Source organism: Nocardia sp. NPDC056100 (assembly GCF_042266325.1).
Classification (GTDB): domain Bacteria; phylum Actinomycetota; class Actinomycetes; order Mycobacteriales; family Mycobacteriaceae; genus Nocardia.
The window spans coordinates 1,109,391-1,123,426 of the sequence record NZ_JBHJVY010000002.1 but is presented as its reverse complement, the minus strand read 5'-3'; the positions used below and the strand labels follow the sequence as shown (position 1 = coordinate 1,123,426).

The following is a 14,036-nucleotide window of genomic DNA, read 5'->3' as shown; positions in this document are numbered from 1 at the left end:
ATCCGAAGTGTCCCTGGTGATATGCCTATGGCATGTCCGCTAATCACGATCGCGCTCGAGCACTCGGTAAGGAACTCATCGATACCCACAATTGGCTTCGTGGCGAGCTGGGCCGGGTGGCCCGCGAACTCGACGAACATCGGGAGGGCGACACCATCCGCCCGCTTCGCGAGTTGCGCGGGCACTGCCTGGCCTTCTGTCGCGCGCTCAGTGCGCATCACACCAATGAGGATGAGTCGGCGTTTCCCCTTCTGGCACAGCGCTTTCCGGAGTTGGCGCCAGTTCTAAGAGAACTCGGCGACGATCATCGCCTGGTCGCGGATATCCTGACCAGGATGACCGCCCTGCTCGCCGACCTCACCACCGAGAACGTGACGGCGGTGCGCAACGAAATCACCGGCCTGGCAGCCATTCTCGAATCCCATTTCCGCTGGGAAGAACGTCGTATCACCGAGGCCCTCGATCAGCTCTCGGCCGCCGAGTTCACCGGACCAGAACTCTTCGGCACGGCCACTAGGGACGCGGGGGACACCGCGGCCCGGAGTTCCCAACAGTAGTCGCGCCAAAATCAGCGAATCGGCGTAGCGCTCATCGCCTTGTCTCGTATCGGGCCAGCGCTACGCCGCCTGGAAACGTCCGGGTCTCCACCAGCGTCAGATTCACCCAGCTGTCCAGCGCCGTGAAGAACGGCGTGCCGCCACCCACCAGGACCGGGTGCGTGACGATCAGGTACTCGTCGATGAGCCCGGCCCGCATGGCCCCCGCGGCGAGCGTCGCGCCGCCGATATCCATCGGGCCACCGTCCTCGCCCTTGAGCCGCGAGATTTCGGAAACAGCGTCGCCGGAGACCAGACGGGTGTTCCAGTCAACCGTGCCGATGGTCGAGGAGAACACCACTTTGGGCATGTCCCGCCACCTGCGGGCGTACGCGATCTCCGCCGGTGTGGCCCCGGGCTGCTGATCGGCGGTCGGCCAATGCGAGCTCATCGCCTCCCACAGCTTGCGCCCGTACAGCGACAAGCTCGTGGCCGCCACCCGGTCGGACCACCACTGAAACAGCTCGTCACTCGGCGAGGAATCCGGCCCCTCACCCCCACTCCAGCCGAGATCGTCACCGGGCGCGGCAATGTAGCCATCCACGGTCACATTCATGCCAAACGTCAGTTTCCGCATGACGCCAGCCTCTCGTGAGTCGTTCCACATGTACAGGCGGACACGGCGATAGTCATTGTTTCGTGCGGCTACCACGACACCTGCGTGGGATAACGTTCACACGATCGACGCGTCCACCTTGTGTTCCAGGCACCACGACCGCCAACAGCGACTATTGGAGCGGAAAAGCGCTGCGAGGATGGAGAATCCGCCATTCTCGACCATGAACCGCATCTCTCCGCGTAGCGATGTCGATTCGGGCGTGTAGGGCCACGACATCATCGGATTCACATCCGGCTGGGCAGGGAAGAGCGAGTACCCGGACTCCTGGATGGGATAGTTGCACAGCGTGCCGCCATCCCAGCGTTCGTGGCACTCGATCAAGAAGCACGCGAACTCGTCTGTCAGAACGAGATTTTCGGGCGAGATGACGGCGGACATGTCCGGGAACAGCGCATCAATGGCCGACGCGATCCGACCCACCGTGTTCTTACGCCACGGAGCAGAAGGCAGTTCGATCATCCCGATGCGCTCGCGAAATGCGGCCGCTGCGTCGGCACGCCGCTTCGGCTCCGCCCAGTCCCGCCACTCCTGGTCGGTGTGGCGGATCTCGATCGCGAGATCCAAAGACAGTTGGTCAGGCTGATCGGTCGTCATCGCACCTCAGGTTCCCTCGCGTCACCGCCGGCCCGCTCGCCGAGTTGCCGCTCGTGCTGCGAGCGCGTCGGCCATACGCGCGCCCGCTGCCCACGCTGCCGGATCAGCTTGTGCTGCAACAATCCTCGCCTCGTGCGCCGTGCGAGGTCGTAGCGTCTGGTGCATGTCCAACACGCGAGCGAGCGTGTCATCCACCGTCTCACCTGGTTGCGCGACCGCAGCTAATCGATCCCATGTCGCAGGCGACACCGACACCATCATTGTCGCCCGATTCCCCTGGGACACAGCGTCCGTCATCTCCCGAACACTACTCCGCACGCGTTGTCGGAGATCGTCAACGCTCCGGCCGACGGACGTGTGGTGTCATCGCCTCTCGGGTTCAGGGAGTGATGGCGGATCGCAGGATTCCCGGGGGAGTCGGACCGAGTGCGGTGGTGATCTTGTCGAGGGGGACCGGGGGTGCGATGAGGGTGTGCCAGGGGTAGCGGGTTCGGGTGCGGTCCAGTAGGGCTATGGCTCGGGTCAGGTGGCGGGGTTCGTAGTTGTGGACGCCGGTGAGGGTGAGCCATTGCCGGACAACGGCTTCGGGGTCCAGGGGCAGGGGCGGACCGGGTTTGACCGAACCGGCCAACACCAGGGTGCCGCCGATGTCCAGGCGCGAATATGCCTCGCGGACGGCGTCGGTGGAACCGCTGAAGTCGAATGCGATATCGGCCTTCGAGCCGTTGTCGGGGCGCGCGCCGAAGTGTTCGGCCAGGTGCAGGCGGTCCGGGTCGATATCGGTGATGTGGACGGTGGCTCCGGCCTCGTGGCAGGCGGCGGCCGCGGTGATGCCGAGCATGCCTGCCCCGCAGATGAGTACGCGGCGTCCGGCTAGTTCGCCCGCGGCCTCGAGCGTTGCCATGACGGTGGCGGTGGCGCAGGCGGCGGGTGCGGCGACCTGGTCGGGCATTCCGTTAGGGACCTGGACCACGGTGGTTCCCGCGGGCAGCACGATGTGCTGGGCGTAGGAGCCGGAGAGCTCCCAGTCCGGATGCATCGCCTCGTGGCCGATCTTGCGCACGGCAACGCATTTGGCGGTGCGTCCGGAGCGACACCGGGCGCAGTGGCCACAGGCCACGGTGACCGACCAGACAATCCGATCACCCACGGCGGCAGGGGCATTCGCGCCGATCGCGATAACTTCCCCGACCGCTTCGTGCCCGAGGATCGACGGGTACGGTCCGGGTCGCCGACCGCTGATGGTGTGCAGGTCACTGCCGCAGACGGTGGCCAGCCGAACGCGGACCAGACATTCACCCGTGCGGAGTTCGGGTATCGGGATCGTGCGGATATCGACGCCGGTGCCGTCCCACACCGCGGCGCGCGTCAAACCAGTTGGGAGCGTATCCATCCCGAGAGCCTTTCGATGGCGTAGACGATGACGAAGATGACGAGCACGAGGGCTCCGGCCACCTGGAAATTGAGGGTGCGGATCGATTCGAACAGCAGGAATCCGATACCTCCGGCCCCGACCATGCCCAGGACCGTGGAGGTCCGGATATTGACGTCGAGCAGATAGAGGCTCGCTCCCACGGCCGCGGGTAGTGCCTGCGGAATCACCGCCGCGAAAAGCGTTTTCCACCAGCCGCCGCCGACCGATCGGACCGCTTCCAGCGGACCGGGATCGATCTCCTCGATCGCGTCGGCGACGAGTTTGGCCAGGAACCCGATCGATCCCAGGGCCAGGGCGCACGCCCCGGCGATCGGTCCGAGCCCTACCGCGGCCACGAACACCACGGCCAGGATCAGCTCGGGAACCGCGCGGACCAGCAGGATCCAGGCGCGAGATAGCGAATACACCAAGAGATTCGGGGTGACATTGCGGGCGGCGAGGATTCCCGCGGGCACCGACAGTACGATCCCGATCGCTGTCGCCACCACCGCGATGGCGACAGTTTCCAATGCGGCGGTGAATAGTTCACCGCCCAGCGCACCGAAGTCGGGCGGTGTGAGCCGGGTGAAGATGTCCAGGGCGGGCCCGATCCAGGTGAACAGCGCGATCGGATCGAAGTCGAGCACCAGCGGACCCGCGATGATCGCCGCGGCCAGCAGCAGCGCGAATCCCATGCGGACCACGCGGTCGGCACGGGGACCGAAGCGCGACGGCAGCAGCAGCAGTCGGCGAATCCAGATGGCCGCCAACTCCATTGCCGCGATGATCGCCAGGATGACGCCCACGATGCCCAATGCGTCGCGATACACCAACCCCCGCAGCACATCCTGCAGCGCGAAGCCGATACCACCCGCACCGACGAAACCCAGAACCACCGACATACGCAGGTTGATGTCGATCCGATAGACGAAAGCGCCGATCCACGCCGGAATCACCTGCGGGACGACCGCATTGAGCAATTCGCGCAGGTATCCCGCGCCGGTGCTGCGCACCGCTTCGCGCGGCCCGGGATCGGATTGCTCGATGGCGTCCGCGAAGAGCTTCCCGAGCATTCCGATGGAATGCAATGCGAGAGAGAGGATTCCGGGCAGCACCCCGATCCCGAGCGCCCGGACGAACAGGGCCGCGAACAACAGATCGGGAATGGCCCGGCAGCAGGTGATGATCGCCCGCGCTGCCGTGTACACCACCGGGTGCGGGGTGGTGTTACGTGCGGCCAGAAATGCCAGCGGAACCGAGGCCACGGCCGCCAGGACCGTACCCAGGATCGCCATCAACAGGGTTTGAAATCCCAGTAGCGCAATGCGTTCGGGTTCATCCAGTCGTGGTGGCCACATGCGTTCGAGCAGCGCCCGCACCGCGTCCGCACCATCGATGAGCGCGCCCGGCGCGAAGTCGATCGACCATGCCGACGCCGCGGTCGCGACCACCGCCCCGGCGGCGAGCAGCGGCAGCCGATATCGCCGCACGCGGGTACCGAAAGCATCTGTTACCGAAGCGGATTCGGTGCGATCGAACAGTGTCGAGTTCACGATCGCTCCGCTTGCGAGGATGCGGCGGACAGCGACTCGCCCCGCTGATAGATGGCCATGACGTCCTCACGGGTCATTCCCGCCGCGGCATGGTCGAGCACCTTGTGGCCATCGCGCAACCCGATCAGCCGATGCGCCCAGCCCAGCGCGATATCCACCTGATGCAGGGTGCATACCACCGTGAGCTTGTCCTCGATACACACCCGGAACAGCAATTCCATGACCGCCCTGGCATTTTCGGGATCGAGCGAGGCCACCGGTTCATCGGCGAGCAGCACACTGGGACGCTGCATCAAACTGCGCGCGATGGCGACCCGCTGCTGCTGACCGCCGGAGAGCGTGTCCGCCCGCCGTTCGGCGTAATCGGCCAGCCCTACTCGATCCAAGTGCGCAAGCGCCTCAGCACGCATGCGCCTCGGGTAGGTCGGCACCCCGTAGCGCGGCAGACTCAGCCGCCCCAGCGCGCCGATCAGCACATTCTCCAGACAGCTGAGCCGCCCGACCAGATTGAACTGCTGGAAAACGAATCCGACATCACGGCGCAGCACCCGCAACTGGCGTCCGGAGGCCCGGTCGACACGCACCCCGTTGACCTCGACACTGCCCGAGGACACCGGATGCAAGCCGTTCAAACATCGCAGCAGCGTGGACTTTCCGGATCCGGAGAGCCCGAGCAGTACCAGCAGTTCACTGCGGTGCACATCGAAGGTGACATCGTGCAGGGCGACGGTATCGCCGAATCGTTTGCCGAGATCGCGGACCGCGATGACGACATCGTCGCCCGCGATCGGCGACGGCGTGGGACCGGGCACGGACATCAGCTCAGCCCTTGCACTTCTTGGAGCCGGTCACTTCGCAGACGTGGCGCACGCCGCTGTAGGCCGAATCATCCACGGCCACAACGCCCCAGGCGCGCTCATCGGTGAACCGACAGGCATCGCCCTGGCAGTGTCCGGCGGCCTGGAGCTTCTCGATATCGATCTTGTTCGCGAAAATGTCCTTCAGTTTCCCGATGACCTCATCGCCGAGCGCGTTATTGGCCGCGAACACCGATCCCGCGATGGTCTCGGATTTCCACACCGTCTTGAGCTGCCCGGGTTTCAGGTCGCCCTTGTCGATCATGGTCTTGTCGACCATGGTGTCGAAGGCGAATCCGGCATCGCAGTCGCCGTGGGCGATGGCCAGCGCGGAGGCGTCGTGCGCACCGGCGTAGACCGGCTTCATCGCCGCCGAGATATCGCCGTCGCTACCGGATTTGATGACCCCGGCCTCCATCAGCCCGGCGGTCGGGTAGAGGAAACCCGAGGTCGAACCCGGGTCGACGAAGCACACCTTCTTACCGCTGAAGTCCTTGAGCCCGTTGATATTCGACTGATCGGCCCGGGTCAGGCCGTAGGACTTGTAGCCGGGCTGGAGCCCCTTGTCCTTGATCACCGCACCCAGCGGGGTCAGGTGCGCGCCGTTGGTCCCGGCGACCACGTAGGCGAAGGGGCCGAAAAAGGCCAGATCGACCTTCTTGGCGATCATTCCTTCGACCACGCCCGCGTAATCGCTGGCCTGTTTGAATTCGACCTTCGATCCGGTCTCGTGTTCGAGCAGTTTGATCAACGGGCCGTAACTGGCCTTGAGATCAGTGGAGTTCTCGGCGGGAACCGCTGCGAGAGTGATGGTTTCGGGGAAGCCCTGAGCATTGCGCGCGGTGGATTCCGAGTGTGAACCCGAGCAACCCGAGACCGTGAGGGCAAGGGCGGCAGCGAATCCGGCCGCGGCGAGCGAGCGGCGGGTGAAGACCTTCATGGTGGAACTTTCTTGTGTTCTTCCGACCGGAAGTCGAGCGTGGTGGCGGAGGGAGAAGGACGGAAGGAACGATGATCCTTGGTATAGACCAAGAAGTATGCGGCGGTAGACCGGCAGGTGAACAGTGCCTAACCACTTGGTCTATACCACTGGTCTATACCAGCGACTGCTAGAGTTGACCCCATGACCGCGACCGACGAACCTCGCGTCCTCAAGCATCAGGTGGTCCGAGGGCAACTCGACCGCCTCCTGGACGGCATGACCCCGGGCGAACCGTTCCCGGCCGAACGCGAGATCGCCGAAAGATTCGACGTGGCACGCGAAACCGTGCGCCAGGCCATGCGCGAGCTGCTCGTGGCGGGCCGCGTCGAACGCCGCGGCCGCACCACCATCGTCGCCCGCGCCAAGGTGACACTGCCCCTGGCGATGGGCTCCTACACCGAAGCCGCGAAAGCCAACGGGCTCAGCACATATCGCATGTTGGTGGACTGGACCGACCTGTACGCCGACGACGTACTGGCCGCCCAACTCGAAATCGCCGTCGGCGCACCGATTCTGCAACTCGAACGCGTCTTCAGCACCGACGGCATCCGCGTCGGCCTCGAAACCACCAAATTGCCCGCCGACCGCTATCCGGGCCTACGCGAAACCTTCAACACCGAAACTTCGCTCTACGCCGAAATGCAAAGCCGCGGAATCATTTTCGAAAAGACCGTCGACAGCATCGAAACAACCCTCCCCGACGCCCGCGAATCCGCCCTACTCACCGCCGACGCCCGCACCCCAATGTTCCTGCTCAACCGCATTTCCTACGACCAACACGGCATCCCGATAGAACAACGCCGCTCCCTCTACCGCGGCGACCGCATGACCTTCACCGCGATCATGCACTCGACCCAGCGGCCCTAACAGAGGGCCTTCGCTGGTCTCGATCAGATGGGTGATTCGGTGTGGTACGAACTCCTCCGCCAAGATCCCTCACCGTGAGCGTGCGTCATCAGCGGAATTGCTCCATTTCGGACTCGCGCTCATCGTGTGATGTGAACGCGGCCGGGTTCTTTCGTTCGGCTGCCAACTCCACGCGTACTGCCGCTCGGGTCAGTGCGTCTTCACATGCCTTGGTGACCCACGCCGAGAAGTTGCCACCGGATTGGGCCTTGATCGCCGCTTCGACATCATCGGGAAGTCGCACGCTGACCCTCGCCATACCGGCAAGCCTACCCAGTGTCGTACAGCAGGTATGACGACTTCCCTCATGCAGGCGCGGAGCGATTCCAGGTGCAGTAGGCCAGGGCGATCAGGACATCTCTGGGACGCCTCGTGGACCCTTGGGTGGTAGCCAGGCGACCTACTTGGTCGACCCCGATCCTGAACCCGAGGTCAGCAGACTCACCAGGCACGCAAGTGGGTTGATGGGGTTCGGGTGCGAGGGATCGGTGTCGAAGCACAATCCTTGCGCGATCAGTCCGCCGCTCGGCGTCGAGGGCTCCGGGCTCTGCGCGTCTGCGGCTCCCAATCCTGCGGCAAGCCCTGCGGTCAGCAGTGTGGAGACGGTGCCGATGCGAACAACGGCGTGAAGCTTTCCCATGTGAATCTCCTGATCGCGTTTCGGGCACCAATGCTCGAATCCGCATTGAAACGCTAGCCTTTCAATGCTTGTCGCTACACCCCCAATTCGTGGGGCACGTTCCGCTCGGCCTCGGTTCTGATGCCGAGAATGGCGAGGAAGGCGCTCGCGGCAGGGGTGCGGCCGGAGCGGTTCCAGATGGCGTACTCCACTCGGGCTGGTGCGTCGGTGATTTCGATCGTGGTGATGCCGGTGAGCTGGGGTGCGTAGGTGGCGGGGAGCATGGCGATGGCTATGCCGGGGCGGACCAGGCGGGCGATGTAGTCGGCGGTGGTCACCTCGAACGCGACATCTCGATCCAGGCCGGCGGCGGCGAATGCTTGATCGGATTGCAGGCGTCCGGCGGTGCCGGTGGGGAGGTCGACGAAGGGTTCGGCGGCGAGCCGGTGCAGGGGGACCGCCGATTCGGAGGCGAGGGGGTGGTCTGGGGCGACGACCGCGACGAGCCGATCGCGGGCGAGTTCTACCGCGGTGACCTCGCGGGGCTCGGCGGTGGTCGGCAGGCCGAGGAAGGCCAGATCCAGTGCGCCGGTGCGGATTTGCTCGGTCAATTCATCACTGGCGCCGACGCGGAGGCTGATTCGCACCTGCGGGAATCGGTTCCGGAATTCACCCAGCGCGGTGGGGACGTCGACCGCGGCCACGGTGGGGATCAGGCCGACGGCGAGGCGGCCGCGCACTTCGCCGACAGCGGCGGCGACTTCGGCGGCCGCGCGTTCGGCCGCGTCCAAGCAGTCGCGTGCGGCGGGCAGGAACGCCGATCCGGCGGCCGTGATCCGGACCCGGCGGCTGGTTCGTTCGAATAGTTTCGCGCCGAGTTCCCTTTCCAGTCGCGCTATTTGGTGGCTGAGCGCGGACTGGACGACGTGGCAGCGTTCAGCGGCACGGGTGAAGCTGTTGGTCTCGGCGACGGCCAGTACGTAACGCATCTGCTGCAGCTCCACCTATCAATCATGATTCACGATTGATGGGCTGACAAACATGTCTTGGACTCATCGATCATGTCGGTGTCAGATCGAAGTGTGCGACAACTATTCGGAATCCTATGCGTACTGGGCTATTTCGGCGCGGCCCTACTTCCCGCCTACCCGGCGACCGCGGAACCCCCGATCTTCCCCGGTGTGATCGAGCTACCCGCCGGGTTTCGGCCCGAAGGAATCGAGATCGGATCGCTGCCCGTGGCCTACCTCGGATCCCTGGCGGACGGCTCCATCTATCGCGCCGATCTGGTGACCGGGCGAGGTGCGATCCTCAGCCCCGGCCCGGGCACACCGGCGGTCGGACTCCGGCTCGACGCACGCGGCCGGTTGTTCGTCGCCGGTGGCACCAACGGCGACGCCCGGGTCATCGATACCCGCACCGGTGAGGTGCTTGCTCGCTATCAGTTCGGCACAGCGCCTGGCACTTTCGTGAACGATGTGACGATCACACCCTCGGGAGCATGGTTCACCGACTCGCGTGCACCCGTGCTGTACCACGTGCCGATAGCTCCCGACGGTGCGCTGCCGACGCCCGACGATACCGTTCGGATACCGCTGACCGGTGATATCGACTACGTCCCAAACACATTCAACGCCAACGGAATCACCCGAACGCCCGATGGGACGGGACTGATTGTCGTCCAGTCGGTTACGGGCCGACTGTTCCGCGTCGACTGCGAAACAGGTCTGACCCGGGCGATCGATCTGGGCGCCGAGACCGTGCCGGACGGCGATGGACTGCTCCTACAGGGTACGACCCTGTTCGTCGTGCAGAACCGGCTCGATACCATCGCCGTGATCGCGCTCGATCCCACGGGCACAACGGGTGTGGTCGAGAAGCGGATCACCGACGCGGCCCTGGACGTACCGACAACGGTCGCGACCTTCGCGGGTCGCCTGTACCTGCCGAATGCCCGCTATGACACCGCGCCGGAGCCCACCACCCCGTACTCGATCGTCCGGGTCGATTAGTGCGTGTGTAGCCCGAATCCCGTGCGCCCCAACGGTTCGAGTCCTTGCTTCAACTGCAGCGACGGGATCTCGTAGTCACCGAAGTTCTGTCGCCGGAAGGCGATCGGCTCGGTCGACTCCAGGGTGAGCAGGCGTTGTTCCCACGCTTTGGCCAGATCCGGATAGTCCTCGGCGGCCAGGCGGTCGGAGCTGTGCACCACGAACGGCGGCAGTACCTCGATGCCCGGATAGAACAGGATGCCGTGGTGGATCGGGAACAGCAAATCCGCTATGGGACCGTTGATTCCGCGTGCGGAGTAGTGCGATTCCGGGCCGCCCGCAGTGACCGACAGCAGTGCTCGCTTGCCCGCGAGGGTGCCTTCGCCGAACCGTTCGCCGTATCGGGTGGCGCTGTGTTCACCGACGCCGTAGGCGAAGTGGAAGGTAAATACCCGGTCCACCCAGCCTTTGAGGATCGCGGGCATCGTGTACCACCACAGCGGGAACTGGAAGATGATGGTGTCGGCCCAGAGCAGCTTCTCCTGTTCGGCGCGCACGTCCGGGGTGAGCGCGCCGGAGTCGAAGGCTCGGCCCGAATCCCGGGCTATCCGAAGGGGATTCGAGGCGGCGGGACCGTAGTCGGCGGCGTCGACTACGGCCTTCCACCGCATCGCGTACAGATCGCTGATCTGTACCTCGTGTCCGGCGTCTTCGAGCGTCTTGACCGCCAGGTCTTTCAATGAACCGTTGAGTGATTCCGGTTCGGGGTGCGCGTAGACGATCAGCGTGTTCACGTGGACTCCTCGGTCAGTCGAGTACGCGACCCAGGAAATCCCGGATCAGAGCGGCGATTTCGGGCCCGTGGGTCTCGAGCGCGAAGTGACCTGCATCGAGCAGGTGAAGTTCGGCGTCGGGCAGATCGCGCAGGTAGGCACGAGCGCCGTCGGCCCCGAAGATCTCATCGTGTTCGCCCCAGGTGATCAGGACCGGTGGGCGGTGCACGGCGAAGTACTTCTGAAACGCCGGATAGCCGTCGAGATTGTTCTTGTAGTCGGCGAACAGCTGGAGCTGAATCTCCTTGTTGCCCGGTCGATCCAGGTAATGCTGATCCAGAATCCAGGTGTCAGGGCTCACCCGGTCCAGCCGATCGGCCGGAACCCCGTGGGTGTACTGCCATTTCGTGGCATCGAGTTCGAGCAGCTTACGCACGGCGGGCTCGTGCGCGACGCGATCGTTGGCGTGCGCGAACAGCACTTCCCAGAACGGGGTGAACCCCTCCATATAGGCGTTGCCGCTCTGTGTGATCAGCGCGCTGACCTGTTCGGGATTTTGCGAGGCGATCCGCAGTCCGATCGGCGCGCCGTAGTCCTGGATGTACAGCGCGAATCGTTCGATCCCGAGGGTGTCGAGCAGTTCCAGGGTGATCTCGGTGAGCTTGTCGAAGGTGTAGTCGAATTCGTCGACCCGCGGCATCGCCGACTGCCCGAATCCGATGTGGTCCGGCGCGATCAGGTGGTAATCCGCCGCCAATTCGGGCAGCAGATTGCGGAACATGGCCGAGCTGGTCGGAAATCCGTGCAGCAGAACGATTGTCGGCTTGGACGGATCACCGGCCTGTCGGTAGAAGACCGGCAGGCCCTGAATGTCCACAGTGTGATGGGTTACGTGTGTCATGGTGGTCTCCGTTGTCGAGAGGGGGTTCCGGCAGGCGGTGCAGAGGGGCATGGTGGACCGGTTCGTTCCTACGGATGAGCAGCGCCGCGGCCGCACTGAACAGCAGGCCGAGCGCGAAGTAGCCGCGATAGCTGTCGGTCAGGGCGTGCAGCGTGCTGGCGATCGCCAGGCCCGCCGCCGCGGCGAGTTGGTGAATCACCCAGGCAGGGGACAGGGTTCGGCCCATCCGCGCGGGGTCGAGGCCGCGCGATACGACGGCCATGGTCAGCGGGACGATCGGGAAGGATGCCGCGCCGAACAGCACCGCGACGGCAATCAAAGTGGCGGGCGCGGTATTCGACACCGCCAGCGCGAGCGCGATGATCCGTACGACATACAGTGCCCGCAACAGGTTTTCGACCGCGTATCGCCGCTGCAGCCGAACCATGGCGATCGAGGTGAGTCCTGCCGCGAGCGCGGCCAACGCGACCAGGCGGCCGGCGGCCACCACGGACCAGCCCGCCTCGACGGCGTGTTTGGGCAGCATCAGAATCACCACGTACAAGGTCGCCGAATGCAGCCCGAAGGAGACCAGCACCCGGCCTCGCCCGGCCAGCGATTCCGGCTGTCCCGCAGACAAATTCGTACTCCGGTCGGCGGGGAGGATGAGCCACAGCACCCCGGCGACAGCCAGCCCGGCGGCACCGAGCAGCGCGTAGGTCGCCCGCACCCCGACGGGTTCGAACAGTGCGGTGGCGGCCCACGGTCCGATCAGCTGTCCGAGATTGATGCCGACGGCGGCCCGGGTCAGCGCCGGTCCGACCTGGTTGCCGAGCGTCCGCCCGATCAGGGTGGTGACCGTGAGCGTGGACGAGGCCGCGAACCCGAGACCGCCGAGCAGCATGTAGGCGGTGACGTATTGCCAGGTCTCGCGCACCACGGCCAGCGCGAGATAGCTGCCGGAGATCAGCGCCAGCCCGCCGATCAGTACCGCCCTCGCCCCGGCACGGTCGAGCAGCCTGCCGACGAACGGCTGCGCGAACCCGGTCACCGTGGTGCCCAATGCCGCGGCTACCGCCAGGGCGGTCGCACTGACGCCGTAGGAGGCGGTGGTCGGAGCGAAGAACACTCCCATGGAGAAGTTCAGGCCGAAGGAGATCGTCATCGCGGCGAGCCCGGCCCAGGCTATGTGCGAAGGGTGTTTCATACCCGCACCTCTTCGTCGCGCGGCCCGAAAATGGTGCGCTCGGCGGCGGTGATGCGCAGGTCGTTGATGCTGGCTTCGCGGCGGCTCATCAACCCGGCGGAATCGAACTTCCAGAGCTCGTTACCGTGACTGCGCCACCACTGGCCTTCAATGTCGTGCCATTCGTACGTGAATCGCACGGCGATTCGGTCTTCGGTGAAGGCCCACAGGTTCTTTCGCAGCACATACTGCTGTTCCTTCGCCCATTTCGCGGTCAGGAACTCGACGATCTGCTCGCGGCCCACGAGGAACTGATCGCGGTTGCGCCACCACGAATCCGGGGTGTACGCCTGTGCCACGCGCAGCGGATCGCGGGTGTTCCACGCGTTCTCGGCGGCCAGTACCTTGGCGGCGGCGGTCTCGGCGGTGAACGGCGGAACAGGGGGACGGGTTTCGGACATGACGGAATCCCTTCCAGGACAGCGGTGTTCGCTACTTGACGCGGTCGATCTTGGCGGTGAGCGCGGTGAGCAGACCCTGCAGCAGTTCGATGGTGTTCTCGTCGACCAGATTGCCGTCGGCGTCGAAACGCTCATGCGAACGGAACGCGATCACCTCGGGCTTGACCACGATGTCGCTCTCGGTCCATACGAACACCTGACGCAGTGCGAGTTGTGCACGCACGGAACCGAATTGCGTCGGCGCCGCGCCCATGATGGCGACCGGCTTGTGCAGCAGCGGCAGTCCCTCGGTCTTGGTCCAGTCGGTGCTCACCCAGTCGATGGCGTTCTTGAGCACACCGGGAATGGAGTAGTTGAACTCCGGGGTGGCGATCAGCAGGCCGTCGGCCTCGGTGATGAGGCGGCGCAGCTCGTTGACCTGCGCCGGGCGGTTGACCGGGTTATCGAGATCCTGGTCGTAGGGCGGGATCTCACGCAGTCCGTCATAGATGACCACCTCGAGCCCGGTGGAGAACTTCTGTGCCGCGCGCAGCAGCGCGGTGTTGTGCGAGTCCGCTCGCAGGCTGCCGGAAATGGCGAGGATCTTGTGGTTGGTCATGGCGAAT

The 14,036-nt window shown here is 65.0% G+C and carries 17 protein-coding genes; 3 read left to right on the top strand and 14 right to left on the bottom strand.

Translation table 11 applies throughout. The features are described from left to right. The first annotated feature begins 32 nt into the window (after positions 1-32). Positions 33-557, top strand: a complete 525-nt coding sequence (locus ACFC0O_RS17265; protein WP_375958833.1) for a hemerythrin domain-containing protein — start codon at positions 33-35, stop codon at positions 555-557. 31 nt (positions 558-588) lie between these two features. Here ACFC0O_RS17265 and ACFC0O_RS17260 read toward each other — a convergent pair whose 3' ends face one another. From ACFC0O_RS17260 to ACFC0O_RS17235, 6 genes are all read right to left on the bottom strand, one after another. After that, positions 589-1,173: a dihydrofolate reductase family protein gene (locus ACFC0O_RS17260; protein ID WP_375958832.1), complete on the bottom strand. Its 585-nt coding sequence runs from the start codon at positions 1,171-1,173 to the stop codon at positions 589-591. 96 nt (positions 1,174-1,269) lie between these two features. After that, positions 1,270-1,809: a hypothetical protein gene (locus tag ACFC0O_RS17255; protein ID WP_375958830.1), complete on the bottom strand. Its 540-nt coding sequence runs from the start codon at positions 1,807-1,809 to the stop codon at positions 1,270-1,272. 379 nt (positions 1,810-2,188) lie between these two features. Next, the gene (locus tag ACFC0O_RS17250; protein ID WP_375958828.1) at positions 2,189-3,202 is read right to left on the bottom strand and encodes a zinc-binding dehydrogenase; all 1,014 of its coding nucleotides are present in this window, start codon (positions 3,200-3,202) and stop codon (positions 2,189-2,191) included. Then, a complete protein-coding gene (phnE, locus tag ACFC0O_RS17245; protein WP_375960752.1) occupies positions 3,178-4,713 on the bottom strand; it encodes a phosphonate ABC transporter, permease protein PhnE in 1,536 nt (511 codons plus the stop codon). The genes ACFC0O_RS17250 and phnE overlap by 25 nt, the downstream gene beginning before the upstream one ends. 59 nt (positions 4,714-4,772) lie before the next feature. Beyond that, positions 4,773-5,594: a phosphonate ABC transporter ATP-binding protein gene (gene phnC / locus ACFC0O_RS17240; protein ID WP_375958826.1), complete on the bottom strand. Its 822-nt coding sequence runs from the start codon at positions 5,592-5,594 to the stop codon at positions 4,773-4,775. A gap of 4 nt (positions 5,595-5,598) precedes the next feature. Further along, positions 5,599-6,573, bottom strand: coding sequence for a phosphate/phosphite/phosphonate ABC transporter substrate-binding protein (locus ACFC0O_RS17235; RefSeq protein WP_375958824.1), 975 nt, complete (start codon positions 6,571-6,573; stop codon positions 5,599-5,601). A gap of 183 nt (positions 6,574-6,756) precedes the next feature. Between ACFC0O_RS17235 and ACFC0O_RS17230 the strand changes: the two genes are divergently transcribed. Continuing rightward, the gene (locus tag ACFC0O_RS17230; RefSeq protein ID WP_375958823.1) at positions 6,757-7,482 is read left to right on the top strand and encodes a GntR family transcriptional regulator; all 726 of its coding nucleotides are present in this window, start codon (positions 6,757-6,759) and stop codon (positions 7,480-7,482) included. An 88-nt stretch (positions 7,483-7,570) separates the two neighbouring features. Here ACFC0O_RS17230 and ACFC0O_RS17225 read toward each other — a convergent pair whose 3' ends face one another. The 3 genes from ACFC0O_RS17225 to ACFC0O_RS17215 form a co-directional block, all read right to left on the bottom strand. Next, on the bottom strand, positions 7,571-7,780 hold the full coding sequence (locus tag ACFC0O_RS17225; protein WP_375958821.1) for a hypothetical protein: 210 nt from the start codon (positions 7,778-7,780) through the stop codon (positions 7,571-7,573). A gap of 141 nt (positions 7,781-7,921) precedes the next feature. After that, a complete protein-coding gene (locus ACFC0O_RS17220) occupies positions 7,922-8,161 on the bottom strand; it encodes a hypothetical protein (protein WP_375958819.1) in 240 nt (79 codons plus the stop codon). Between the two features lie 74 nt (positions 8,162-8,235). Beyond that, complete coding sequence (locus ACFC0O_RS17215; protein WP_375958817.1) at positions 8,236-9,144, bottom strand: LysR family transcriptional regulator; 909 nt, start codon at positions 9,142-9,144, stop codon at positions 8,236-8,238. A gap of 78 nt (positions 9,145-9,222) precedes the next feature. Between ACFC0O_RS17215 and ACFC0O_RS17210 the strand changes: the two genes are divergently transcribed. Continuing rightward, positions 9,223-10,152, top strand: coding sequence for an SMP-30/gluconolactonase/LRE family protein (locus tag ACFC0O_RS17210; RefSeq protein WP_375958815.1), 930 nt, complete (start codon positions 9,223-9,225; stop codon positions 10,150-10,152). On the opposite strand, the gene ACFC0O_RS17205 is transcribed toward ACFC0O_RS17210, so the two are convergent. From ACFC0O_RS17205 to ACFC0O_RS17185, 5 genes are read right to left on the bottom strand one after another with little or no spacing between them, the layout of a single operon-like run. Further along, entirely contained in the window at positions 10,149-10,925 is a 777-nt protein-coding gene (locus ACFC0O_RS17205; RefSeq protein WP_375958813.1) for an NAD(P)H-dependent oxidoreductase, read from the bottom strand. The two genes, ACFC0O_RS17210 and ACFC0O_RS17205, sit on opposite strands and share 4 nt — an antisense overlap. A gap of 13 nt (positions 10,926-10,938) precedes the next feature. Further along, positions 10,939-11,805 (bottom strand): alpha/beta fold hydrolase, encoded by an 867-nt coding sequence (locus tag ACFC0O_RS17200; protein WP_375958811.1) that lies wholly within the window; start codon positions 11,803-11,805, stop codon positions 10,939-10,941. Then, positions 11,738-12,991: an MFS transporter gene (locus ACFC0O_RS17195; RefSeq protein WP_375958809.1), complete on the bottom strand. Its 1,254-nt coding sequence runs from the start codon at positions 12,989-12,991 to the stop codon at positions 11,738-11,740. The genes ACFC0O_RS17200 and ACFC0O_RS17195 overlap by 68 nt, the downstream gene beginning before the upstream one ends. Continuing rightward, positions 12,988-13,431: a DUF1348 family protein gene (locus ACFC0O_RS17190; RefSeq protein ID WP_375958807.1), complete on the bottom strand. Its 444-nt coding sequence runs from the start codon at positions 13,429-13,431 to the stop codon at positions 12,988-12,990. Before ACFC0O_RS17190 ends, ACFC0O_RS17195 begins: the two co-directional genes overlap by 4 nt. Before the next feature lie 31 nt (positions 13,432-13,462). Continuing rightward, positions 13,463-14,029, bottom strand: coding sequence for an NADPH-dependent FMN reductase (locus tag ACFC0O_RS17185; RefSeq protein WP_375958805.1), 567 nt, complete (start codon positions 14,027-14,029; stop codon positions 13,463-13,465). Between the last annotated feature and the right edge of the window lie 7 nt (positions 14,030-14,036).

Coding starts and splice junctions, on each gene's coding strand:
- ACFC0O_RS17265 (WP_375958833.1), top strand. CDS start 33: ATGTCCGCTAATCACGATCGCGCTCGAGCACTCGGTAAGGAACTCATC.
- ACFC0O_RS17260 (WP_375958832.1), bottom strand. CDS start 1,173: ATGCGGAAACTGACGTTTGGCATGAATGTGACCGTGGATGGCTACATT.
- ACFC0O_RS17255 (WP_375958830.1), bottom strand. CDS start 1,809: ATGACGACCGATCAGCCTGACCAACTGTCTTTGGATCTCGCGATCGAG.
- ACFC0O_RS17250 (WP_375958828.1), bottom strand. CDS start 3,202: ATGGATACGCTCCCAACTGGTTTGACGCGCGCCGCGGTGTGGGACGGC.
- phnC (WP_375958826.1), bottom strand. CDS start 5,594: ATGTCCGTGCCCGGTCCCACGCCGTCGCCGATCGCGGGCGACGATGTC.
- ACFC0O_RS17235 (WP_375958824.1), bottom strand. CDS start 6,573: ATGAAGGTCTTCACCCGCCGCTCGCTCGCCGCGGCCGGATTCGCTGCC.
- ACFC0O_RS17230 (WP_375958823.1), top strand. CDS start 6,757: ATGACCGCGACCGACGAACCTCGCGTCCTCAAGCATCAGGTGGTCCGA.
- ACFC0O_RS17225 (WP_375958821.1), bottom strand. CDS start 7,780: ATGGCGAGGGTCAGCGTGCGACTTCCCGATGATGTCGAAGCGGCGATC.
- ACFC0O_RS17220 (WP_375958819.1), bottom strand. CDS start 8,161: ATGGGAAAGCTTCACGCCGTTGTTCGCATCGGCACCGTCTCCACACTG.
- ACFC0O_RS17200 (WP_375958811.1), bottom strand. CDS start 11,805: ATGACACACGTAACCCATCACACTGTGGACATTCAGGGCCTGCCGGTC.
- ACFC0O_RS17195 (WP_375958809.1), bottom strand. CDS start 12,991: ATGAAACACCCTTCGCACATAGCCTGGGCCGGGCTCGCCGCGATGACG.
- ACFC0O_RS17190 (WP_375958807.1), bottom strand. CDS start 13,431: ATGTCCGAAACCCGTCCCCCTGTTCCGCCGTTCACCGCCGAGACCGCC.
- ACFC0O_RS17185 (WP_375958805.1), bottom strand. CDS start 14,029: ATGACCAACCACAAGATCCTCGCCATTTCCGGCAGCCTGCGAGCGGAC.